The sequence below is a fragment of the Fimbriimonadaceae bacterium genome, assembly GCA_019454125.1.
Taxonomy (GTDB): domain Bacteria; phylum Armatimonadota; class Fimbriimonadia; order Fimbriimonadales; family Fimbriimonadaceae; genus JALHNM01.
Window position 1 is genome coordinate 646481 of sequence record CP075365.1, and the last position, 21405, is coordinate 667885.

Below are 21405 nucleotides of genomic sequence, written 5' to 3' on the forward strand. Positions count from 1 at the left end.
TCTTTTCTTCATCCGTGACGCGGGCTGGTGCGGCGGGTCTAACACACTCCCTTTAGCGATTGCCCCAAACCGACGAGAACCTTCATGGGGGCCTAGTACCGAGATGCATAATTATGCGAGTGACGTGCATAATATGCATCTAGTGGAAACCAAGGAGGCCAGGCACGCGTTTATCCGTTCTTCGCTCGCGACGCGGCAGATCACGAGCCAACTCATGCTCGTGCGCGAGCTGACGAGGGCCGGGTTCTCCGTGACCCAGAGCAGCGTCAGCCGCGACTTGGCCGAGCTCGGCGTGGCAAAGGCGAACGGCAAGTACGTGCTGCAGGACGTCCCCTCCATCGGAGTGGAATCCTGCGTCGCGGCCGGGCCGAACTTGCTGGTGCTGCGAACCGGAATCGGGGCGGCGCAGGCGGTGGCCTATCGCTTGGACCAGCTCAACCTCTCCGAGATCGTGGGGACGATCGCGGGCGACGACACGATCTTCGTCGCCTGCGCCTCGCGGAAAGACCAAGAGGCGATCCAGAGGGCACTCGGGGTCGGGCAATGAAAGTCGCCCTGGCCTATTCGGGCGGCCTGGACACGACCTGGTGCATCCCCGTCCTTCGCGACGCCGGGTTCGAGGTCGTCACGGTGACGGTCGACGTCGGCGGCCTCACGCTGGAGGATCTGCAAGAAGCGGCCACGCGGAGCAAGAAGCTCGGTGTGAAGGAGCATGTGGTCGTGGAGGCCGCGGAAGCGTTCTTCGACGAGATCGTGCGATACCTGATCGCCGGCAACGTCCTGCGGGGCGGCTCCTATCCGCTGTGCGTCGGGGCGGAGCGGGCGCTCCAGGCGCGGGAAGTGGCCAAGATCGCGCGCGAAGCGGGTGCGCAGGCGGTGGCCCACGGGTGCACGGCCGCCGGGAACGACCAGTTTCGGTTCGAAACCGCCCTTCGCACCCTCGCTCCAGAGCTCGACGTGCTTGCCCCGGTGCGGGACAAGGCGCCGAGCCGGGGCGACCAGGTCGCGCTTCTCGGCCGGCTCGGGCTTGAATTCCCGGCCGGCAAAGCCAAGTACAGCATCAATTCGGGCCTCTGGGGCGTGACCATCGGGGGCGAGGAGACGACCGGCACGGAGCGGTCCATCCCCGAAGAGGCCTGGCAACGCACACGCGGGGCGTTCGAATCGGCCAAGCCTCCGACGAACCACAGGGTCCGTTTCCACGAGGGGGTCCCGGACGCCCTGGACGGTCGCGCCATGTCGCCGGTGCGCCTGATCGGCGAGCTGGACGCGCTCGCCGCCAGCTATGGCATCGGCCGCGGGATCCACCTGGGCGAGACGATCCTCGGGATCAAAGGCCGGGTCGCGTTCGAAGCGCCGGCGGCGACCGTGCTCGTCACGGCCCACCGCGAGCTCGAAAAACTGACCCTCACGAAGCGCCAGCAATCGCTGAAGGACTTGGTGGGGGCGTTCTACGGCGAGTGGGTGCACGAGGGCCTCTTCACGGAGCCGGCGGCCCGCCAGGCGGAGGCGCTCTTCCGGGAGAGCCAGCGTCACGTCACGGGCGAGGTGAGCTTCGAGCTGCGCCCTGGCTCCCTTTTCGTGACGGGCGTCAACTCACCCCATTCGATGCATGCGGCCTCCCGCGCCGTCTATGGCGAGGCGGCCGGAGAATGGACGCCCGAAGACGCGAAGGGCTTCGCCCGGCTTCACGGCCTCTCGGGCATCCTCTTTTCGCGGTCGGAGGGGGCGTCGTGAGGCCCGTCATCCTGGACAAGATCGCGTCGGTCGCGCTGAACTGCGGGTTGCGCCGCGAAGTGCGCGTTTGCGACGAATATCGCTGCCGGGAGGGGGACGTGGTCGCCGTCCGGCTCTTGACGAGCAAGCCCAACTACAACTCGCTGGAGCTCGTCACGGGGCGCATGTCCACTCTCAAAAAAGGCGACGTTTTTGTCGGGGCGCTTGGCCATAGGAACGCGGTGCAGGGATACGCCGGGGTGGTCCCTAAAACTTTAGCGACCGGCGACGAGATCAACCTCCTGAACCTGGGCGGGGTGTTGGGAGTTTGCGAGTCCTATTCGCCTTTGGTCGGCACTCCGCACATCTGCGAAGTCATTGGGGGGGTGCTCTCGTTTCCGGACCTCCACTCTCGCCGAGGGGTGCCCGCGAACATCGCCTCGAACTGTCCCGAGTTAGATGATAAATTAAACTCGGATTGTGCGCCGATCATTGCCGTCGTCGGAACGAGCATGAACAGTGGGAAGACAGAAGCCTGTCTCACAATAATCCAGCAACTCGTCCATTCCGGATATCACGTTAACGCGGCTAAGACGACGGGCGTAAGCCTCCGGAGAGATATCTTAGGTATGGAGGACGCGGGCGCGCGGGAAGTCTCGATCTTTACCGATTTTGGAGTCGTGACGACCCAAGGTAAGAACGCGCCCCAATTGACGAAGACGATGGTGAACCGATTGAGCCAGTCGAAACCGGACGTCATCGTGCTGGAGCTTGGAGACGGCCTCATCGGCGAGTATGGCGTGAGGGAGATCTTGGGCGATCCAGAAATCGCTAAGGCTTTGCGAGCGATCGTGCTTTGCGCGTCCGACCCGGTGGGTGCTTTGGGCGGGGTCTCCGTGCTTCAGGATCGTCATGGATTGCGGCCGCACCTCGTCACTGGGCCCGCGACCGACAACACGGCCGGCATCCGGATCGTGGAGCGGGAGACAGGAGTCCTGTCGCTGAACTCGCGCCACCACGGGGACGAGATCGTCGAGAAACTCTTGGAAAGACTAGAGGTGGCACATGCTTAAGAAAACCATACCTTCCATCGTCTTAGGAGGAGCCGGATATGTCGCAGGGGAGATGCTCGGTCTCCTCTTGAACCACCCCTCGTTCTTTGTAGAGACCGTTGTTTCTTCTACGCACCAAGGGGAGCGGGTGGACTGCGTCTTTCCCCACTTAACGGGCGTGGCGGGAGACCAAGTCTTTGCGGAGATCGATTCGTGCGCCGAAAGGTTACAAGGGAAGAGGCAGGTCGCTTTATTCAGCGCGCTTCCCCATGGAGAGTCGGCAAAAATCCTGGACCAAGTTATCGGCCAAAGTCCAGCCGTCCGTGTGCTCGACGTTTCCGCAGACTTTCGATTCTCCGACCCCGACCAATACGAAAGGATTTACGGGAGGCCGCATCCCGCTCCCGATCTCCTGAAGAGGTTTACGTGCGCCTTGCCGGACCTCGCGCGCGGGGACGTCGGCGACCTGGTTTCGCATCCCGGATGCTTCTCGACGGGCATCAGCCTTGGGCTCGCCGGCCTGCGCGAGGGCGACTGGATCGAGCCGGAAGTGCAAGTGAGTGCGGTCACGGGGAGCACGGGCGCCGGGCGCCAACTCGGGCCGGGCACCCACCACCCGCACCGCCAAAGCTCGATGTGGGCCTACCAACCGCTTCACCACCGCCACCAGCCCGAGGTCGAGACGCTGCTGCCTGGTCTCAAGGTCGCGTTCGTGCCTCACTCGGGGCCGTTCTCCCGCGGGATCCACTCCACCATCTTTGCGCGGCTGAAGCGTCGGGCTTCCGCGGAAGAACTCGCGGACGCCTTGGCCGAGTACTACGCATCGACCCCGTTCGTGAAGGTCTCGACCCAGATGCCGACCCTGAAGGAGGTCGTCGGGACGAACCGCTGCCACCTCGGCGTCGCCGTCGCGGACGGCCAGCTCGTGGTGACATCGGTCATCGATAACCTCGTGAAGGGGGCCGCCGGCGGCGCAGTCCAGTGGATGAACCGGCTCTTCAGCCTCGACGAGAAGGAGGGGCTGGTCAATGCCGTTCCTGGCTGGATCTGAACCCGAGCTTTCCGTCTACACGCGGCTGCCGGTCACCTTGGTGCGGGGGCACGGGTGCCGCGTCTGGGACGACCAAGGCAAGGAGTACGTGGACTTTTACGGCGGCCATGCCGTCGCGGCCCTGGGCTATGGCCATCCGGCCCTCGTCTCCGCGATCCAGGCGCAAGTGGCAGAGCTGCTTTTCCAGACAAATGCGGTCGACTTGGCGATCCGCGGCGAAGCGCTTGCCAAGCTCGTCGAGACCGCGCCGCCCCATCTGAGGCGCGCGTTCCTGGTGAACAGCGGGGCCGAGGCGGTCGAGGCCGCGTTGCGACTGGCGTTCCTCAAGACGGGGCGCACACGGGTCACCGCGTTGCGCGGGGCCTTCCACGGGCGGACCGCGGCAGCGGCGGCCATCACCGACGGCAACGACACGTGGTACGGGTTTCCCAACGCGCCGTTCGCGGTGGACTGGGTCGGCCCGGAGGACTTCGACCGGCTAGACGACGTGCTCACGGAAGAGACGGCCGCGTTCATCTTCGAGCCGGTGCAAGGAGTCGCGGGGGCGGTGGACCTTTCGCCGGGCTTCCTTCGACAGGCGGCGCGGCTCTCGGCCGAGCGCGGCGCGCTCCTTATCGCGGACGAGGTCCAGACCGGCATCGGCCGCACCGGGACCCTCTACGCGGTGGAGCAGCTCGGAGTCGCCCCGGACCTCCTCACCACGGCGAAAGGCTTGGGCGGGGGTTTCCCGGTCTCGGCTCTCCTCACCACCGATGAGGTCGGCCGAGTCGCCAAGCCCGGGTCGCTCGGCACGACGTTCGGGGGCGGGCCCGTCGCATGCGCTGCGATGAAGGCGGTCCTCGAGACCGTCAGCGAACCGGCCTTCCTGGCAGGGGTCCGCGAGCGGTCCGCGAAGCTCCGGATGGGGTGCCTCTATGCGGGCGCGCGGCGCGTCACCGGCATGGGATTTCTGCTCGGGGCCCACGTCGGGCGGCCGGTCAAGGACGTGCGGGCGGCGCTCTTGGAGCGCGGCTTCCTCACGGGTGACGCGAAGGATCCCCAGGTCTTGCGGCTCCTCCCCCCGCTGACGGTATCCCTGGAGGAGATCGACGCCTTCTGTTCTGCGCTGGGCGAGGTCTTGGCGTGAGGCACTTCCTCAGCCTCGCGGACTTTAGCCGGGAGGAGGTGCAGGGCCTTGTCGATTTAGCGCGCGCGCTGAAGCGTGAGCCCGTCGGGGAGCGACTGCTCCGCAAAGTGGTCGGCCTGCTCTTTATGAACCCGAGCCTGCGCACCCTTGCGAGCTTCCAGGCCGGAGTCGGCCAGCAAGGCGGGACTTCGTTCGTCGTGCAACCCGGCGCCGGCAGCTGGACGCTCGAACTGGAGGACGGGGCGGTGATGGACGGCAGCGCGGTCGAGCACGTCCGCGAAGCGATCCCGGTGCTGGCCTCCTACTGCGACATTCTCGGGGTCCGGTCGTTCGCGGACCAGGCGGACTTGAGCGCAGACCTCGCGGACGCGCGCATGCGCCGCTTCGCGGACCTGAGCCCGAAGCCCCTCATCAATATGGAGTCGGCGAGCGACCATCCCTGCCAAGCCCTGGCCGATTGGACGACCCTCGACGAACTGGGCGTGCCCCCAGACGGCCATTTCGTGCTTTCCTGGGCGTGGCACCCCAAACCGCTGCCGTACGCCGTCCCCGCCGCCGCCCTCCGCATGGCGGCCCAGCGCGGGATGCGGGTGACCGTGCTCTGCCCGGATGGCTACGCCCTTCCCGAAGACCTGACCAATGCCGCCGCCAGTCTCGGCGCTAGGGAAGTCCGCACGGTCCACGAAGTGGGGGAAGGGATGCGGGGCGCACACGTGCTTTACTGCAAGTCTTGGTGCTCGCCGGAGTTCTATGGCCGGCCCACGGAAGAGGCCGGACACCGCGCGGGCTTGCGCGATTGGTGCGTGAAGGAATCGTGGTTCGAGACCGCACACGAGAGCGCGAAGTTCATGCACTGTCTTCCCGTTAGGAGAAATGTAAAAGTGGCAGACGAAGTCCTCGACGGCCCTCGTTCGGCCGTGCTGCAACAAGCCGAGAACAGGCTTCACGCCCAAAAAAGTGTAATGGTCTCGATAGTGCAAGGGAGCGGGCCTTGGAGCTGATCTCAGTCCAAGGATTGCGGGCAGCCCTGCCCTATATCCGCAAGTTTTCCGGCAGCCTCTTCGTCTTTAAGCTGGGCGGTGAGGCGCTCGAATCGACGAAGCCGCTGGACTCGATCGTCGAGCAACTCACGCTGCTGCACCAGCTGGGCATCCGGTTTGTGGTCGTCCATGGGGGCGGGAGCCAATCGACCGAACTGCTTGGGCGGCTCGGCGTCGCAAGCGAGTTCGTCGACGGGCGCCGCGTGACCAGCGCGGAGGCAATCAAGGGCATGGTGATGTCCCTCAATGGCACGGCGAGGACGGCGATCCTTTCCTCCTGCCGGAGACACCGCCTCCCCGCCATCGGCCTTTCAGGCATCGATGCCGCCATCATCCGCGCCGAGAAACGGCCGCCGACGACCGCGACGAGCGGCGCGCCAGTGGACTACGGCTTCGTCGGCGACGTCCTGGAGGTGGACCCCGCTCCGCTACGGCATTTGCTGGATGCGGGGATCGTCCCGATCGTCAGCTGCCTTGCGGCCGACGACGCGGGCACCGTGCTCAACATCAATGCCGACACGGTCGCTTCCGCCCTGGCGGTGAGCCTGCGGGCGGCCAAGCTCATCGTCCTGATGAAGCCGCGCGGCGTGCTCCAGGACGTCTCGGATCCGCTCTCGCTCCTCTCGGAGCTCACCCTCGCCGAGCTCAAGGGCCTAGAAACCGATCAAAGGCTCAACGGCGGGATGCTGCCGAAGGCGAAGGCGATCGAAGCGGCGATTCTTGGCGGGGTCGGGACCGTGCACCTCATCTCCTATGAGGTTCCAGACTCGATCATGGTCGAGGTGTTCACGAACGAGGGTTGCGGCACCATGGTCGTCGCCGGCGAGGGCGTGTGATCGAACGCGCCGCCCTGCTGGAGCTCCATGCGAAGCTGATCGAGGTGCCTTCGGTCTCGCACCATGAAGGGGCGATCGCGGACTTCGTTCAAGCGCGGCTCGAAAGGACGGGGGTGCGCGTCTGGCGGGTCGGCGACAACGTGATCGCCAGCGGGTCGGAAAGGCCGCCCAAGCTGCTCCTCAACTCCCACCTGGACACCGTCCCGCCGAACGAAGGCTGGGCTCGCGACCCGTTCGTCGCCCAGCGCGAGGGGGGCAGGGTCTATGGGCTCGGCTCGAACGACACGAAAGGTTCGGTCGCGGCGATGGTCTTGGCGTTCGAAGCGGCGGTGGCCCTCGGCCTTGACGAGGTCGCCGTGATGCTGGTGCCGGAAGAAGAGACGGGCGGCAAAGGGACCGAGACCGCCTGGCCCTACGTCCGCGACGAACTTGGCTGGCGGCCGGAGGGGGTGCTGGTCGGCGAGCCGACCGAGATGCAGCCCGCCGTCTCCCAGAGCGGACTGGTGGTGCTAGAGCTCATCGCGCGGGGTGAGGCGTGCCATGCGGCCAACGCCACCGCGAACCCGCTCTTCACCCTTGCGCGGGACCTCGGGCGGATCGAAGGGCTCGGGGGGCAGCCCACCGTCGTCACCGGCTCGACCGCTCGGAACCAAGTGCCGGGCCTCGCCAGCGCCTATGTCGACTTCCGAACCGAGCCCGGGGTTTCGCACGAGGAACTGGTGGGCCGCATTTGTGGGGAAACGGAGTGTGAGGTCCGCGTGGTCTCCACGCGGTTGACCCCTTATGCTTGTCCTGCTGACTGTGCCCTCCTCACCGCGATCGACCAGGCGATCGGGGGGAAGAGGTTCCATAGCCGAACCATGTCGGACCTCGTCTATTTCTCTGGGTGCAACGCCGTAAAGATCGGCCCTGGCGTGTCTGCCCGGAGCCATACGGCAGACGAGTACATTCTGGAAGAAGAAGTGGTGCAAGGCGCGGCAGGATATCTGGCGATTATCAGGGAGTTCCTACGATGAAACTGGCCCGTTTATGGGATAAGGGGGACAACATCGACGACCTCGTTCTGCGATTTACAGTCGGCGACGACCAGTTGCTGGACGCCCGGCTCGTTCCGTACGACGTTCTGGCCTCGATCGCCCACGTCCGCATGCTCGGCCATTGCGGCCACCTTTCGGACCAAGAGGTGCAAGACCTGGTCGAGGCGCTGGAACGTACCGGGCAGGAGTTCGAAGAAGGGCGGTGGGAGATCGCGCTTGAGGCCGAGGATTGCCACACGGCGCTCGAACAGCAGATCACGGCCGACCTTGGCCCGCTGGGCGGGAAGGTCCACTTAGGCCGCTCCAGAAACGACCAAGTCTTGACCGCCTTACGGCTTTACTTGAAGGAATCTATCGGCGAAATCGAATCGCTGCTAGAGTCGGTAGTCGTCAGCTTAGAGGAAATCAGGGGCCGTCAAGGTTCGATCGCGATTCCCGGCTATACACACGGCCAGCAGGCGATGCCAAGCTCGGTCGATCTGTGGGCTGGCGCGTTCGCGGCCGAGTTAAAAGACTGCGGCATTCTTCTCGACGCCGCGAGGCAACTGTGCGACCAGTCTCCGTTAGGTTCGGCCGCAGGTTATGGCACACCGGGGCTGCGCCTGGATCGCGAGTTTTCTGCACGGCTGATGGGCTTTAGCAAGGTACAGGACCCGGTCACCGCGGCCCAACTCAGCCGGGGTAAAGCGGAGTCCGCTTATGGGTTCGCGCTTGCGCGGATCCTCGACGACCTTGGCCGCTTGGCCGCCGATCTCTGCCTTTTTGCCACCCAAGAGTTCGGCTTTGTCCGGCTTGCGGACGAGATCTCGACGGGATCCAGCATCATGCCGCAAAAGCGGAACCCCGACGTGTTCGAACTGGTCCGCGCCCACGCTTCCCAAGCACAAGCCGATCTCTTCGCGATCATGGGCGTCGCTTCGCGGCTGCCGTCCGGCTACCACCGCGATCTGCAACTGATGAAACAGCCCCTCTTCCGAATCATCGACCGTGCGGAGGCGGTGCTTTCGGTCATGGCCCACGCCCTAACGAAGATAGGCTTCGATGAAGAGCGGGCTAAAGAAGTCACGACTCCAGGGCTTTATGCGGCGGAGAAAGCCTTCGCCCTTGTCGCGCAAGAAAACATCTCGTTCCGCGAGGCTTATCGCCGAGTGGCCCAAGAGAACAGCCTTCCTTAGGGCCTGCACGGAACCGTTACCCGTTAACGCACAAGTCTCTTTAACGTCGTTCTCAGTTCGTCGATAAGGTCGTCCTTGGACATTTCCAGGGCCTGCACGTGCCCGTTCCCCTTTTCGTGGCCGATGATGCAAGTCTCGACGTGGTTCGCGGCGATTTCGACGGCGGCTTGATCCAGGGCAGACCGGACAGCGGCCATCTGGACGAGAACGTCGCAGCAATAGTCGCCGCCGGTAACCATCCGTCGCAAGCCTCGCACCTGCCCCTCGATCCGGGCAAGGCGTCTGTCGACTGACTGTCGGTTGCATGTCTGCATGCCTTCATGATACTGGTAAGGGTATATCGAAAAACGTCTTTCAGACCAAAAGGGTGTGGTAATTTCTTTGGACATAGTTCGCCGCGGGAAAGGTAGGTTTCGTTCCTTTGCGAAAGCTCTAAGGTTGGCTATTTAGTGAATCTCCAGAGTTCAGAAATCATTGAATGTTCGCGAAGGCAGGATATCCCGTAACGCCCTTCTGGGAGTCCGGCCGGCCCAAATTGCCCGGAGAAAGTCACGGGATTTGGTTTGAATTTGGCCCACCACCGGTTAGGCTTGCGCGTCTATGTGCCGAAAAGAAGGTTGTGCCAGAGTCGGGCGGATTCTTAACGACGTGGACGGCGTGGGTCTTCTTGGTCCCGCTCGCCCTCACGTCGCTCCTTTGCCTGGGGCTCCTGGTCTCCAACGCCCTCAACCGGCCCGTGGCGGACCTTGAGGAGGACGAGGAACTCGAAGAGCTCCCGGTCCCGCGGTGGGCCGTCTTCCTGGGCTTCGACGTCGTGCCCTGGAGCGTGCAATTGATGGCGCTCCTGGGCTCCTTCGGCATCGCCGGCCTTGCTGTTCTGACTGCCCAAGCCTCCCAAAGCCTCAAGAACCCGGAGCCGTGGGCGAGCCTGGCCATCGCCCTTGTCTCGGCCGTCATCGTTAGCCGCGGGGTCCGCGCCGGCTTCCTGCGGACAGAGCTCAAAGAAAAGCTCTCCGGGGACGGGGAACCGTCCTCCGAAGAGCTGGACAAGGCCGCTTAAGCCGAAGGCTTAGTTGCCGCCGCCACCGCCGAAGCGGTTCTGCGGGCGCCAGTTCGGATCCATCTTAAAGGGAGCGCCGCCGAGCTCCTTCAGCTTGGCTTTCTGCTCCGCGGTCAGCACCGCACCCATGGCCTCTTCGTTCTTCTTGCGAAGGTTCTGGGTCTCAGCCTGGGCTTCCTCGCGGTCGATCTCTTGGTTCTGGACGCGGTCCATCGTCTCGCGCATCGTGTCGAACATGCGCTGCTGAAGGTCCGCGATCTGCTTCTTCTGGTCGTCGCTCAGCCCCAGTTTCTCCTGGATTTCCGGCCGGACCAGCACGCCGTTGCCCGCGATCTGGATGTCGAGTTCGTCTAGGCGCTTAGCCTGCTGCGGGGTGAGGATCTCCTTGACGGCCTTGTCGTTCTCCTGGCGCATCTTGGCGAACTCCTGCATCATGGCCTGGCGGTCGCCGCCCTGGCCCGCGTTGCCGCGCATCCCCTGCATGGCGTCGCGCATTTTGGCCTGGAGGGCATCGAGCTTTGACTTTTGGTCGGACGTCAGCTTAAGGTCGGCTTGGACGTCGGGTCGCTGCAGCAAGAAGGTGGATCCGCCGCCGCGGCCCATCATCATTCCGCCGCCGCCTCGGCCCTGGGCAGAAGCCAACGCCGCAAAGACGGCGAGCCCTAACGCGAGTACAAGTTTCGTTTTCATGGTCGTGACCAGCTCTCTATACCTCGGTACACACCGAAAATTCTCCTTCGACAAGGAAACTTTGGCGTGGATCAATACGGAATGGACGTGCGTCCGGGCCGGCGGTTCAGTTAGGCTGCCCTTTCGTCCGCGTTCTGCTCACCGATGAGAGTCGCGGCCAGGTTCGCCAAATCCTGTGTGGCCGGTGAGTTCGGCTTGGAAATCACGAACGGTTTCCGGGCTCGGCCACCCTCGATGACGCCTTCATCGCGGCGCACGACTCCGGCAAAGGCGAGGTCCTTCTTGACGTAAGCCTTCGTCACACGCTCTAACGCCTCAAAGATCTCGCGGCCCTCTTTCTCGTCCTTTGCCATGTTCACGACGACCCGCACGACCGCGTTCTTCTTCACACGGAAGAGGGTCTTGACGGTCGCATAGGCGTCCGCCACGCTGGAGGGGTCCGGCGTCGTCACGAGGAGGACTTCATCGGCCTGCTTCAGAAAGGCCATCACCTTGGCGTCAAGCCCGGCGCCCGTGTCAAAGAGCAGGACGCCGTAGTCCGACGCGAGTTCGCCAAGCTGTTCGAAGAAGGCGCCCAGCCGCTTCGGGCCGCTGCGCATGAGGGTCGGAACGCCGGAGCCTCCCGCAATAAAGCCGACTCCGTCGGGGCCTTCCGCGACGATCTCACTGATCCGTTTCTGTTCCGCCACGACGTGCTGCAGCGTCCACTCGGCCTTGCAACCGAGCTGGACTTCGACGTTAGCGAGGGCTAGGTCTGCATCGAAGATCACGGTCTTCGCGCCCTGTTGCGCCAGGCAGACGCCGAGATTGACGGTCAGGCTCGTCTTGCCGACTCCGCCCTTGCCGCTCGTGACCGCAATTGTCTTCATGGTTGCTTCTTCACGCGGCCCGCGTGACGGCCTCCAGCAGTTCGAAACGATCGTCGTCGGCATAGATCTTCACGGGCCGCTTTCGTCGCGGTGGTTTGCCGCCCGTCGCGGGCGGGGCAAAATTGAGGCGGTGGGGCGGTTCCGCCGGCGTCAAGCCGGACTTCGCCACCTCGTGCGCTCGCTTGGAGTGGGGGTCAAGCTGGTAATGGCGGACGATGGCGTCGAAAAGCGGGCTCGGGGCCGAGAGCTGGAAGTCCACGGCGCGCCCTGCGAGGCGCATCAGGGAATCGGTCAGCCAGATGTCGAGCGGGTCTGCAACGACGCAGAACATCTTGTCGTTCGTCAGCCGCACGGGGAGCACGAGGCCGGTGATTGCCGTCATTGCGGGCACAATCTCGAGCGCTTCCGGTTCAGGGACGATCGTATCGAGGTCGACGACTTCATAGCCGTACTGGTCGGCAAGGCAGAGGGTGACGTCTTCCTCTGTCACGTAGCCGAGCGCTGTCAGCACTTCGCCGAACCGCATGTTGGAGCTGAGCTTTGCCTTCAGCGCCTCCTGCAGCTGGTCTTGCGACAGCAACCCCTTGTGAATCAGCATCTCGCCGATGCGCTGGAAATGGACCATGGGCGACCCTGAGAAGATTCTCGGCAACTCTAGCAACCTTGTTCAGGTCTCTTCGCGCAAAAGTCAAGGCGATCCTGCAGTGTCGTGAGGAGCGGGTGTAGCATTGGCGGATGCCCCTCGACCTGGCCCACTTCATCGCGAACGAACCCTTCCCGGCCCACGACGGGGCGTTCACGGACTCCATCAACCCCTCGAACCCAGGCGAGACCGTCGCCCGCAGTCCGAAGGGTGGGGCAGAGGCGGTCGATAGGGCGGTCGCGGCGGCGGGCGAGGCCTTCCGCAAGAGCTGCAAGACTCCAGGCCCCGTCCGGGGCAATTGGCTTTCCGCCTGGGCCGAAGCGATCGCCGCCCGCCAAGAAGAGCTGGCCCAGGCCGTGGCTCGCGAGGTTGGGAAGCCCATAGGCGAGGCCCGGGGCGAGGCGGGTCGCTGCGTCGCGATCCTCCGCTACTTTGCGGGAGAGTCCGTCCGCCCTTGCGGGCAAGTGATTCCCGCCATTGCGGAGGACTCCCTGCAGGTTTCGCTCGACGCGCCCCTTGGCGTCGTCGGTCTCATCACGCCTTGGAACTTCCCATTGGCGATCCCGCTTTGGAAAGCCGCGCCCGCGTTGGCGTTCGGCAACACCGTCGTCCTAAAGCCCTCGGAAGAAGCGCCCTATTGCGCGTCTCTGTTAGCCGAGACCGCCCTTGCCGCGGGCCTGCCGCAGGGGGCTTTTAACGTCGTTTACGGCCTTGGCGAGACCACGGGCGCAGCGCTGGTGGAGCACCCCGAGGTGGCCGCCGTTAGCTTCACAGGGTCGGAAAGTGTCGGCCGCAAGGTGGCGGTCGCCTGCGCCGCCCGTGGCGCGAAGTGCCAGACCGAGATGGGCGGCAAGAACCCGGCCATCGTCTTCTCGGACGCGGACCTCGGCTTGGCCGCGAACTTGGTGGCGGCCGGGGCGATGCGTTTCGCCGGGCAGAAGTGCACCGCCACAAGCAGGGTGGTGGTGGAGAAAAGCGTCCTGCCCAGCTTCCTAGAGGCGCTTGCCAAGGCGATCGACGCGTTGCCCATCGGGCCCGTCACGGACGCGGCGACGGCCCTCGGCCCCGTGGTCACGGACGAGTCCTTGCAGCGATTGGAAGCGGTGGCCGCAGGGGCGGCGGAGCCGGTCGCCTATCGCGCCAGCGGCCAGGGCGAAGGCTTCTTCTTCGCCCCCACCGTTTTCCGCGACGTCCAGCCAGAGTCCGTGCTGGCGCAGCAAGAGCTCTTCGGCCCCGTCCTGGCGGTGATAGAGGCGTGCGACCGCGACCAAGCCATCGAGCTCGCGAACGCCTCGCGCTACGGCCTTTCCGCGAGCCTCTTTACGAACGACTTACGCTCCGCCATGGACTACGTCCGCCGCATCGAGGCGGGCATGGTTCGCGTCAATGCGGACACCACCGGGGTCGACCCTCACGCGCCCTTCGGCGGCTTCAAGGCGTCCAGCTCGGGCACCCGGGAGCAGGGCCCGGCGGCGCGGGCCTTCTACACCCAGACCAAGACCGTCCAGATAAACGCTTAGACCTTCGGGCGGGTGTCCAGCGCCGCCCGGATCTCTGCGAGTGCGGCCTCGCGCTCCGGGCCTGTGACGGGGAACCGCGGGGGCCGAACGACCTCGGTGCCGCGCCCTGCCTCGTGTTGGGCCAGCTTGATCAGTTGCACGAACTGGGGCCCCGTGTCCATGCGGAGCAACGGCAGGAACCACCGGTAGAGGTCGAGGGCGAGGCCCCACTCCTTGCGACGGCACAGCTCGAAGAGCTCCACGGACTCCCGGGGCAGGGCGTTGACCAGCCCCGCCACCCAACCCGAGGCGCCGATCGCCATGCCTTCGTAGATCATGTCGTCCAGGCCGACGAAGATCGCGAGGCGGTCGCCGAGAAGGGCGCGGATCGCCGTGATGCGGCGAGCGTCGCCCGAAGACTCCTTCACCGCCACCAGGTTGGGATGGGCGTCCGCGAGCTCTTTGATCTGGTCGGCGCGAAGGTCGGTGCCATAGGCGGCGGGGTTGTTGTAGAGCATGCACGGGAGGGCGGTGGCCGCCAAGAGCGCCTCGAAGTGGTCGTCCACCTCTGTGCGCGAGCCCTGGTAGACGTAAGGCGGCAGCACCATCAGCGCCGCCGCCCCCTGGCGCTCGCATTCGATCGCGAAGTCCACCGCCTCCTGGGTGGAAAGGGCGGAAACCCCCGGGATCACGGGCGCACGCTGCCCCACTGCCTTCACGCACGTCCGCACGACCTCGATGCGCTCGTCGTGGCGCAGGGTCGCGCCCTCGCCGAGCGAGCCGCAGGGCACGATGCCTTTGCAGCCGTTGTCGATCAGCCACTCGCAATGGGCCGCCAGCGCCGCATGGTCGACGCTCAGGTCGTCGAGGAACGGCGTCGTCACGGCCGGCATGACCCCCTTCCAAGTCAGTTCCATCCTCAGATTCTATACCCCATCGCCCCCGGTTCGAGGCGCCGTGCTTACACGCATGCTCCAGCTATGTTCCCGGCTTCATGCTTCTTGAGGGACAAAGCGTGAGACCAGTTTGTCTCCTTGGGCGTTGCGCCCCTCCCCCTGGCCCCCTCCCCAAGACGGAGAGGGGGGGTGCGGCCCTCCCCCTGGCCCCTCGCCAAGACGGGGAGGGGGGATGCGGCCCTCCCCTGGCCCCTCGCCGAGGCGGGGAGGGGGGATGCGGCCCTCCCCTGGCCCCTCGCCAAGGCGGGGAGGGGGGATGCGGCCCTCCCCCTGGCCCCCTCCCCAAGACGGGGAGGGGGGATGTGGGCCTTCCCCCTAGCCCTCCCCAAGACGGGGAGGGGGGATGTGACCTTCCTCCTGGCGTCTCGCCAAGGCGGGGAGGGGGGAAGCTGCCCTCCCCCTGGCCCCCTCCCCAAGACGGGGAGGGGGGTGCGGCCCTCCCCCTGGCCCCCTCCCCAAGACGGGGAGGGGGGGTGGTCAGCCCTTAACGACGACCCGGCCTTCGCGCCGGGCGATCACGGGAGAGTTGGACTTGAAATACTCGATCAGGGCGTCGATGTCGAGCAGGCCCGTGTCGGAGCGCTCGCCTTTGGCGTCGCGCAGCCCCTCGTGCCCATCGCCGCCAGCGGCCGTGAAGCTATTGAACGTGATCCGATAGACCTGTCCGTCCTCGACGGGGGAGCCGTCGATGGTGAGCGTCGCCATGCGTTGGCCGGAAGGCTTCGCCGGGTCGAACACCATCTTCACCCCCCGCGAGGGATAGAGGAACCCGCCGCCGAACTCAGGCAGTTTTGAGCCGCCGTGCTCCAGCGCGGCCCTCAGTTCGGCGCCGGTCAGGTCCAGCACGACCAGGGTGTTGTTGAACGGCTGGACGGTGATCGCCTGTCCATAGGTGACCTCGCCCGCTTCGAGCGCGGCCCGCACGCCGCCCGCGTTCATGAAAGCGGCGACGCTGCCCTGCTTTGCCGTTGCGGCGAGCATCGCGTCGGCGATCACGTTGCCCATCAGCGACTCGCCATTGGCCGAGCCCCTGTCGAGCGCGACATCGGCCGAGCCGACCACTTGCTTCATGAGCGACTCAATGGGTTTGGTGAGGGCGCTGACCATCGAGGCGAGCACGGGGTCTTCGGCGATGAGGGGGGTGACGAGCTCGGGCCCGGCGTCGGTCCAGCTCTGCACCTTGCCCGCGTCGTCGAACGTGACCTCGATGCGCCCGACCACTTTGCCCCATTCCCAAGCCTGCACGAGCAGGGTGGTGTCGCCGTCAGCGTTCTTGAAGACTGTGGGGTAGGGGCCGCGCGGCCGGAGGTAGTCCTGGTCGAAGCGGCCCAGGAGACTGTGGCTGTGACCGCCCACGATCACGTCCACCCCGTGGAGCTGTCGGCCCATCTCCTTTTCCTCCTCATAGCCGCAGTGGCTCAGCACGACGACCTTGTTGACCCCTTGCCCGGTCAAAGCGTCGATCTCTTGCTGGACGCTCTCGACCAGGGGCAGCACCTTCACGTTCGGGCCGGGGCTGCTGACTGACTCAAGGTCGGCGGTGACGCAGCCGACGATCCCCACCCGCTCCCCGCCGACTTCCAACACGGTGGAGGGTTTGACCACCCCGGCCAGGGCCGGTTCGGCGGAGACGTCCAGGTTGGCGGCCAGCAGGGGGAACTTGGCGAGGCGGGCGAAGTCGCCGAGCGGGACGGGCCCGCGGTCGAACTCGTGGTTTCCGACCGCCATGGCCTGGTACCCGACGTAGTTCATGTACGCAAGGTCGGCAAGGCCCTGGTAGACGTTGAAGAACAGCGTCCCCTGGAACGTGTCGCCCGCGTTGAGCAGGATCGGGTTGGTGGCACCCTCGCGGAGGTCGCGGATCAGGGTGGCGTGGCGGGCGTAGCCGCCCAGGTCGTACTGGCGCGTCCGGGTCGGTTCCACATGGGCGTGGAGGTCGTTCGTGTGGAGGATCGTGAGCTTGAAGTCGGCGAGCGAAACCGAAGCGAGCGCGAGAGCCGCCCCCAGGGTCAAGATGCGTCGGGTCACCCGAACAAGTTACCCGCCGACGAACCTGGCCCTTATGCGTGCGGCATGCAGCGCTTGGACGGAGTACAACTGCGGTATGGGTCCCCTTTTCTCGCAGCTGGCACTCGTCCTGGCGGTGGTGGCCGGTTCTCCGCCTGAGTACTGGTACCGGATGGTGGACTGCGGCGACCTTCCGGGCGGGCGGTGGGGGCCACAGCGGGTCTACGGCATCGACGACCAGAACCGGATCGTCGGGGAGGCGAACCTCGTCGGGGTCGGGCGGAAGACGTTCCTCTGGAGCCCGGAGGACGGCTACACGATCGTCGAGCCGAACGAGCCGTATCAAGTGTGTTACGCCGGAGACGTTGAAGAAGGCCGCGTTTGCGGCTATTTCCGAGATTCCGAAGGCTACAACATTGCCTACCGCTGGAGCAAAGGCAAGGGGTTCGAGAAGCTCCCGCCCCTGCCCGGGTACCTGGGTTCAAGAGGGGCGGGGATCAACCGACTGGGCGATGTGGTCGGATTCTCGTTTTCGGCCACCGAGAACCAGGCCGTCGTCTGGAAGGCGGACGGCACCCTCGTCGACCTCGGCGGCTACCCCGGCCTTCCCTATTCCCGCGGCACCGCCATCAACGACAATGGCCAGGCCGTCGGCGAACTCGTCGGCGACAACTTCCAGGACTGGGCCTTCTTCTACGACCCCGGCAAGGGGATGCAACTGACCAAGCCGCCCGGGGCGTTCCGGCAACCTTATCCTCGATCCCTGAATAGCCAAGGTGACTCGACGGGCTTTATCGTCGTTGGCCTAGCGGTGTACGCCTACCTCCGCGAGCCGAGTGACGCTTGGACACCGATCAGGATCAACAGTACCGGGATCAGCATCGATGACCGACAGGTCGTGACCGGCCTTTACGACGATTCGCCCACCAGCACGACGGGTTTTTTGTGGTCCAAGCGATCAGGCCTCGTAAGGATTGCCGACAAGGTCAAGGGATGGGACGAGCGGGCGATTCTTGACCTGCCACTGATCAATCGTCGTGGAACGATCGTCATCACCTGGCTCCCCGCGGGCTCGGACACGGCCCGCTCGGCACTGCTCGTGCCGCTTCCGAAACGCTCGGCCGGCCAGTTCCTCCCGTAAGAATTTATGGAAACGCTTGACTCCCCGGTAAAAGCCCGGGCAGCGTCCAGGCGCAAGTCGCAATCGGCTTGCAGGATGACCCCATGCACAAAACGAAGACTCTGTGCGTCCTTCTCAGTATTCTTACTGGGGGGGGGCGTCCAAGCGCAAAGCGCGGCCCTTTATTCGCTCACTGAAAACTCCACCATCGGCGAGAGCTACGACCGCGCCGAGGCCGGTCGGCTCGCCCCGTCCGGCGGCAAGCTTGCCCTCCGCGTCTACAAATCGACCGGCGGCCAAGACAGTAAAGGCGCGTTCCTCAGCGGGACGACCGTCACGCTCCTCCCTCGGATCACCGGGGCGGACTACGCCGCCGCCCTCTCGACCAACGGCACCGCGTTCAGCGGGAGAGGGAACACCAGCACCGGGGGGGATGTCTCGGCCGCCTACTGGCCGGACTCATCGACCGTCTACACTACCCTTTTTCCAAACTCGCGCACGATTGGCTGGGCTAACGACATCAACCAGTCCGGACGCCTGGTCTTCCACGCCCAAGGGAGCTCTTCCCCCCAGCCTGTGCCCTATTGGCGCAACGAGTCTGGCGGGGGCGTGACCGCCCTCAATACCGCCGGCTACACCTACGGCAAGGCGAACGGCATCAACTCGTCGAACGTCATCGGGGGCGAGGTCTTCAGCAATAGCAACGCATCAGATCGCGTGCCCTGCTACTGGACATACAACTCTGGAATCTCTGACTACAACGCCCCGACCCAGCTCACGGGCTGGCCGAGCGGCCGCAGCGGCACCGTGATCGACGTGGGCGACAACGGCGTGCTCGTCGGCTACATGGACCCGGGGGTCTTCTCCTTTCAACTCGCCCAACCGTTCCGCTACACGGTCTCGACCGCAACGCTCGAGTTCATCGGCGAGCCCGGCCTCACCGGGATGCCGGCCCAGGCGAACGCGGACGGCAAGATCGTCGGCAACGGGCCGCACCCCTGGGTCTGGCTGCCTTCGGCCTCACCGTGGAACGGCGCCGTCCTCGACCTCGAAGCCTTTACGGAGCCGGACGAAGAGGAGGAGGAAGTTTCCTACACGCTCACGGGCATCGACGACGGCAGCGCCAACCCGCGGTTTGGGGGCAACGCTACGAACAGGTCCAAGGCTTTTACGACTGTGGAGGCGTCCGGTTGGACGAGGCGGCCCCTCCGCTCGACCGAGGCAGGCTTCGTCGGGGAGAATTTCGAATACCAGCTTCCGTCCTGGCTCGGTTCTTTGTCCCCCACCTTTGGAACGGAAGCCAGCCCGGACGTAGAAGGGACCGCCAAGCTGCCCGACGCCGAATGGTTGCGGTATGAGAGCCTGGTTCCTGCTAGCGACTCCCCGGCTTCGACTCGTTTGGCGTTCTATGCCAAGTGCGGGATGGATGTCCGCACCATAAACAAACTTGGTGTAAAGGTGACCTTGCGCTGCAACTTACCGACGTCAATGAGCTTCAATCTCTATCTGTTCAAGGAGAATCTAATGGACAGTGAATGGGTAAGAATGACCACGCAAGATGTGCCCTGCAGCAGAGGGTTTCGAACCTTGGAAGCCTATGCGGAAGGGGATGAGGCTCGCCAATTTGTGGATCTTAGCTCGATGCTTGATGCGGACATTGCCGACATCAACCTGCTGGTTGTGTCCAGCAGTTCACAAACATGGCCGTCAAATGTCGTGTTAGATATCGACCAAGCAACCTTTTACACCCAGGGGCCCTAGGAGGTAACCCGCGGGCCGGGACTCACGTCAGGTCAACCCGACCCAGTCCGCGCCGGCGACCTCGGCCCAGCGTGACCGGACGGCGTGGTACTCGCTTTCCGGCAGGGGCCCTTGGGCGAGGAGCGCGGCGTTCTCGCGCCAGCGGCTCGGCTTCGTCGTTCCGACGATCGCGGTGGTGACGCCGGGCGTGAAGAGGGTGAAGCGCAAGGCGGTCCCCGCCGCTTCTGGCCGATACGCCCAAGGGTAGGCCAGCTTCTGCAGGCGGTCCCAATAGGGTTTGCGGTAGGCGCTTTCCGGCGGTTCGGGGCTTGCCCAGACCGCGTTCGCGACGGGCCGCTTCACGATGACGCCGAGGTCGTTCGCCTGAGTCACAGGCAAGACGAGGTCGATCGCCTCCTGGTCGCAAACGCTAAGGGAAAGCTGGATCGTGTCGAAGACGCCGCTCTCGGCCGCCCACTTGGCCGCCTCCCCGTCGCCGCTATAGCCGATGAACCGGCTCTTGCCCTGATCTTTTGCGCGCTGGACGACCTCGATCACGTCGCCTTGCTTGAGGACGTCGAGCGAGCACGAGTGGAGCTGGACGAGGTCGACCCGGTCGGTCTTGAGGAGCCGCAGGGAGCGTTCGATCCCCTCGGCCATCATCTTGGGCGACCAGTCCTCGCCGTCCAAGCCAGCCGCGTGGCCGGTCTTGGTGAAGAGGTGGAACTCGTCGCGGCGGTGCGAGACCGCCTTTCCGATCTTCTCCTCGGCGTCCCGATAGCACTCGGCCGTGTCGATGACGTTCAGGCCGTCGTCGAGCGCTTGGTTGAGCAGGGGGCCACAGTCCGCGCCGGGCTCCATCATGAACCCGATCTCGCTCGTGCCGAAGCCGAGCGCCGTCACTTCCAGGCCGGTCCGCCCGAGCCGTCTCCTTTCCATTGGGCGGAGCCTACCGCCCTCCGCGCCCGCCCTGCGGCACCGCGGAGGGCGGATGGAGCTCACTGGCCGGGCTGCAGCTTGCGCCCGTGGGCGAATCCCCGGCACTCAGGCAGGGCTTGCGGCACCATGCTCAGCTTCCAGACGTCGACTTCGTCGAAGCCGCTCGACATGACCATCAGGCCGAGGCAGGCGAGGGAGGGCGCCCACCAGTTCGTGCTGTTGTTGCCGTACTCGTTGTTCGGATAGAACTCGATGACGGGCTGGGCGCCGGGATAGCCCCGGTGCAGGCCGCCTTGGTAAGGGCTGAAATCGTCCAGGATCGCGGTCTCGACGAACATCTCCCGGTCGCAGACCAGCGAGAGGAAGTCCAGCGCGAGCAGGGGGTGGCGCAGGTGGTAGAGCGTGCCGAAGAAGAACACGCAGTCGAACCGGCCAAGCCGCTCCTCGGTGACCTCGTAGACGGACATCTCGATCCGCTCGCAGCGGTCCTTGCCATAGCCCAGGGCGTCGCGGCAGAGGTCGAAGGTCTCCCAGGCGCGGCGGTCCTTGTTCTCGAGCGAGCCGAGGTAGTCGCTGAAGTCGTCGATCGCCACGACCTGCCTCGCGCCGCGTTTCAAGGCTTCGAAGGTCCAATAGCCGTCCCATGCGCCTACGTCCAGCACGCGCATGCCCGTCATGTCCGCCGGAATGCGATAGGCGGCGGGTTCCAGCGGCGCCCAACCGGGGGTCACGACTCCGCCCGGCAACTCGATCTTGTGGTACCAGAACGGGAAGCTGTCGACGTTTGCCTGTAAATCGTAGGCGCGTTGGGCCATAGCAAAACTATCGGGAGATTTGTCCTCTTCGAGA

General features: G+C 65.1%; 21 protein-coding genes. 13 read left to right on the forward strand and 8 right to left on the reverse strand.

Annotation, left to right across the window (positions count from 1 at the left end):
* Window positions 1-142 precede the first annotated feature (142 nt).
* Genes KF733_03160 through argH form a run of 9 tightly spaced genes read left to right on the forward strand, consistent with a single transcriptional unit; the run spans window position 143 to window position 9033 of the window.
* Window positions 143-547 carry a hypothetical protein gene (locus KF733_03160; protein ID QYK56483.1) on the forward strand — a complete coding sequence of 135 codons (405 nt, stop codon included), beginning with the start codon at window positions 143-145 and terminating at the stop codon, window positions 545-547.
* Window positions 544-1737 carry an argininosuccinate synthase gene (argG, locus tag KF733_03165; protein ID QYK56484.1) on the forward strand — a complete coding sequence of 398 codons (1194 nt, stop codon included), beginning with the start codon at window positions 544-546 and terminating at the stop codon, window positions 1735-1737. Before KF733_03160 ends, argG begins: the two co-directional genes overlap by 4 nt.
* On the forward strand, window positions 1734-2789 hold the full coding sequence (locus KF733_03170) for a hypothetical protein (protein QYK56485.1): 1056 nt from the start codon (window positions 1734-1736) through the stop codon (window positions 2787-2789). The genes argG and KF733_03170 overlap by 4 nt, the downstream gene beginning before the upstream one ends.
* Window positions 2782-3819 (forward strand): N-acetyl-gamma-glutamyl-phosphate reductase, encoded by a 1038-nt coding sequence (gene argC / locus KF733_03175; GenBank protein ID QYK56486.1) that lies wholly within the window; start codon window positions 2782-2784, stop codon window positions 3817-3819. Before KF733_03170 ends, argC begins: the two co-directional genes overlap by 8 nt.
* Window positions 3797-4945, forward strand: coding sequence for an aminotransferase class III-fold pyridoxal phosphate-dependent enzyme (locus tag KF733_03180; GenBank protein QYK56487.1), 1149 nt, complete (start codon window positions 3797-3799; stop codon window positions 4943-4945). Before argC ends, KF733_03180 begins: the two co-directional genes overlap by 23 nt.
* The gene (locus KF733_03185; protein ID QYK56488.1) at window positions 4942-5946 is read left to right on the forward strand and encodes an N-acetylornithine carbamoyltransferase; all 1005 of its coding nucleotides are present in this window, start codon (window positions 4942-4944) and stop codon (window positions 5944-5946) included. The genes KF733_03180 and KF733_03185 overlap by 4 nt, the downstream gene beginning before the upstream one ends.
* Entirely contained in the window at window positions 5937-6821 is an 885-nt protein-coding gene (gene argB / locus KF733_03190) for an acetylglutamate kinase (protein ID QYK56489.1), read from the forward strand. Before KF733_03185 ends, argB begins: the two co-directional genes overlap by 10 nt.
* Complete coding sequence (locus KF733_03195; protein QYK56490.1) at window positions 6818-7837, forward strand: M20/M25/M40 family metallo-hydrolase; 1020 nt, start codon at window positions 6818-6820, stop codon at window positions 7835-7837. Before argB ends, KF733_03195 begins: the two co-directional genes overlap by 4 nt.
* A complete protein-coding gene (gene argH / locus KF733_03200) occupies window positions 7834-9033 on the forward strand; it encodes an argininosuccinate lyase (protein ID QYK56491.1) in 1200 nt (399 codons plus the stop codon). Before KF733_03195 ends, argH begins: the two co-directional genes overlap by 4 nt.
* 23 nt (window positions 9034-9056) lie before the next feature.
* Here the strand turns inward: argH and KF733_03205 are convergent, their stop codons facing one another.
* Window positions 9057-9347, reverse strand: a complete 291-nt coding sequence (locus KF733_03205) for a metal-sensitive transcriptional regulator (protein ID QYK56492.1) — start codon at window positions 9345-9347, stop codon at window positions 9057-9059.
* 305 nt (window positions 9348-9652) lie between these two features.
* Between KF733_03205 and KF733_03210 the strand changes: the two genes are divergently transcribed.
* Complete coding sequence (locus KF733_03210; GenBank protein QYK56493.1) at window positions 9653-10093, forward strand: hypothetical protein; 441 nt, start codon at window positions 9653-9655, stop codon at window positions 10091-10093.
* Between the two features lie 9 nt (window positions 10094-10102).
* Here the strand turns inward: KF733_03210 and KF733_03215 are convergent, their stop codons facing one another.
* From KF733_03215 to KF733_03225, 3 genes are all read right to left on the reverse strand, one after another.
* Window positions 10103-10783 carry a hypothetical protein gene (locus tag KF733_03215; GenBank protein ID QYK56494.1) on the reverse strand — a complete coding sequence of 227 codons (681 nt, stop codon included), beginning with the start codon at window positions 10781-10783 and terminating at the stop codon, window positions 10103-10105.
* 110 nt (window positions 10784-10893) lie between these two features.
* Entirely contained in the window at window positions 10894-11652 is a 759-nt protein-coding gene (locus tag KF733_03220; protein QYK56495.1) for a MinD/ParA family protein, read from the reverse strand.
* A 10-nt stretch (window positions 11653-11662) separates the two neighbouring features.
* Window positions 11663-12304, reverse strand: a complete 642-nt coding sequence (locus KF733_03225; protein QYK56496.1) for a hypothetical protein — start codon at window positions 12302-12304, stop codon at window positions 11663-11665.
* Window positions 12305-12387: 83 nt separating this feature from the next.
* On the opposite strand from KF733_03225, the gene KF733_03230 reads away from it, so the two are divergent.
* The gene (locus KF733_03230; GenBank protein ID QYK56497.1) at window positions 12388-13815 is read left to right on the forward strand and encodes an aldehyde dehydrogenase family protein; all 1428 of its coding nucleotides are present in this window, start codon (window positions 12388-12390) and stop codon (window positions 13813-13815) included.
* Here the strand turns inward: KF733_03230 and KF733_03235 are convergent.
* Together KF733_03235 and KF733_03240 are read right to left on the reverse strand one after the other, a co-directional pair.
* Entirely contained in the window at window positions 13812-14711 is a 900-nt protein-coding gene (locus tag KF733_03235) for a dihydrodipicolinate synthase family protein (GenBank protein QYK56498.1), read from the reverse strand. The two genes, KF733_03230 and KF733_03235, sit on opposite strands and share 4 nt — an antisense overlap.
* A gap of 516 nt (window positions 14712-15227) precedes the next feature.
* Complete coding sequence (locus KF733_03240; GenBank protein QYK56499.1) at window positions 15228-16778, reverse strand: 5'-nucleotidase C-terminal domain-containing protein; 1551 nt, start codon at window positions 16776-16778, stop codon at window positions 15228-15230.
* 76 nt (window positions 16779-16854) lie between these two features.
* Between KF733_03240 and KF733_03245 the strand changes: the two genes are divergently transcribed.
* Both KF733_03245 and KF733_03250 read left to right on the forward strand, forming a co-directional pair.
* Complete coding sequence (locus KF733_03245; GenBank protein ID QYK56500.1) at window positions 16855-17898, forward strand: hypothetical protein; 1044 nt, start codon at window positions 16855-16857, stop codon at window positions 17896-17898.
* Between the two features lie 75 nt (window positions 17899-17973).
* Window positions 17974-19638, forward strand: coding sequence for a hypothetical protein (locus KF733_03250; GenBank protein QYK56501.1), 1665 nt, complete (start codon window positions 17974-17976; stop codon window positions 19636-19638).
* Window positions 19639-19665: 27 nt separating this feature from the next.
* Here the strand turns inward: KF733_03250 and KF733_03255 are convergent, their stop codons facing one another.
* Both KF733_03255 and KF733_03260 read right to left on the reverse strand, forming a co-directional pair.
* Window positions 19666-20556: an aldo/keto reductase gene (locus KF733_03255; protein QYK56502.1), complete on the reverse strand. Its 891-nt coding sequence runs from the start codon at window positions 20554-20556 to the stop codon at window positions 19666-19668.
* 59 nt (window positions 20557-20615) lie between these two features.
* A complete protein-coding gene (locus KF733_03260) occupies window positions 20616-21371 on the reverse strand; it encodes a DUF1698 domain-containing protein (protein ID QYK56503.1) in 756 nt (251 codons plus the stop codon).
* Window positions 21372-21405: the final 34 nt, after the last annotated feature.